General features: G+C 38.0%; 2 protein-coding genes. Both read right to left on the bottom strand.

Annotation, left to right across the window (positions count from 1 at the left end; genetic code table 11):
* Window positions 1-188 precede the first annotated feature (188 nt).
* A complete protein-coding gene (locus FNZ60_RS09425) occupies window positions 189-389 on the bottom strand; it encodes a helix-turn-helix transcriptional regulator (protein ID WP_005773386.1) in 201 nt (66 codons plus the stop codon).
* Window positions 390-600: 211 nt separating this feature from the next.
* Window positions 601-1,533: tyrosine-type recombinase/integrase (locus tag FNZ60_RS09420; RefSeq protein WP_142417289.1), on the bottom strand; the 933-nt coding region annotated here is incomplete at its 5' end.

Here is a 1,533-nt window from a genome sequence, read left to right as displayed (position 1 = left end):
TGGACAACGGGCAAGTCCATAACGCCCATACCAAACCCCATGCAAGGCACGTGTAATGCCCTGCGCATTCGTAAAAGAAAACATATTTTTTGATCCTATAATGATTGCATCATAGGACGGACTCTGCTATCGATAATCATCGTGTGAAAATGAAAAGCCTTGTCCATCCTTATGTGACAAGGTTTTTTTTATGCCGCATCACTTTGACGTTGCTGTTTTGCTTGTTCGATAACATTCAAAAGATCCGATTGTAACCAACGGGATAAAAAACCAAATTTTAAAGGTTTTGGTAAAGAGCCATTGGTCACATGACGGCGGAAAGTTGAGACACTCATATGAAGCAATTTTGCACTTTCACGGTCTGTTAAAAGAACATCATTTTCTATCATACTAAATTCCTTTCAAATATTAAAAAAATGAGAACAAATCATAAGCATTTATTAACCATATTTTTGCATCATATGAAAGGTATTTAGTTTATAGAAAACAGTATTTTATCATATATTTTCTAATGCGATAATTTATGAATCTTATTGAGAAAGAATGAGAGAAGAGAGAGCTAAAGTTATCCACAGATAATGGGGTATTACACCCCATATCTTAAGATTGACCTGTGACATAAGCCGCCCATTTATCCATATAAACACGACGCTGTTCTAAATAATCAGTACGACGATAGGCACGTTCCACTTGCCCCCCGACCACATGCCCCAGAATAGTTTCAGCGACCTCATAGGGGGCATCGGTTGTTTCAGCAAGCCAATCACGTAAACTAGAGCGAAAACCATGCGGGCAGGTTTCAAGTTTATTACGTCTCATGTAAATATACATACACTTCTCAGCGAGGGGACCGCGACCTTTAGCAGAAAAAAAGAAATCATTGCGAGAAAGCAATCGCGCTTGTTTGAGAATTTCTAATGCTTCTGTTGATAAAGGCACGCGAAATTCTGTTGTAGCATCACGCTTTCCTTTCATATTCTCAGCAGGGATTGTCCATATATCCCCATCAACTTGATCCTTATGAATATAACGTAAAGGATTTGTGCGAACGCCTGTCAGAATAAGCAAGCGCAAAGCTAAATTCGTCATAGTTGTTTTTTGACAAAGCGTTTTATAAAAAGCCGGAACATCTTTCCAATCCATGGCTGGTCTATTAATAACCTTATGACGTTGTTTGCCTAAGAGAGCTTTTGCTTTTTCTGTTGCTTGTAAATCAACATTCAAACCTAATGCAGCCGCATGTTTGAGACATATATTAAGACGATTAAGAGCTCTATAAGCAGTTCCAGCTTTTGTATGCCAAATAGGAGAAAGAACATTGCGTATCTCTGTTTGTGTAATTTCTGAAACGGGCAGACAGCCTAATTTAGGGAGAATATGAAGGCGTAATGGTAAAAACCAGTTCCCATCTTTTCCATCATTCTTTAATTCAGCTTTACGACTTTCAAAAGTGTCTAAAGCAATATCTTTTAAATAATGGAGATTGCTTATTGCCTCACGCTTTTGTTTTTCACGTTCTTTAATAGGGTCACG

Origin of the sequence: Bartonella massiliensis (assembly GCF_902150025.1) — a bacterium.
Lineage (GTDB): Bacteria > Pseudomonadota > Alphaproteobacteria > Rhizobiales > Rhizobiaceae > Bartonella > Bartonella massiliensis.
Note: the sequence above shows the minus strand (reverse complement) of the source record. Positions and strands in the feature narration are given on the sequence as shown.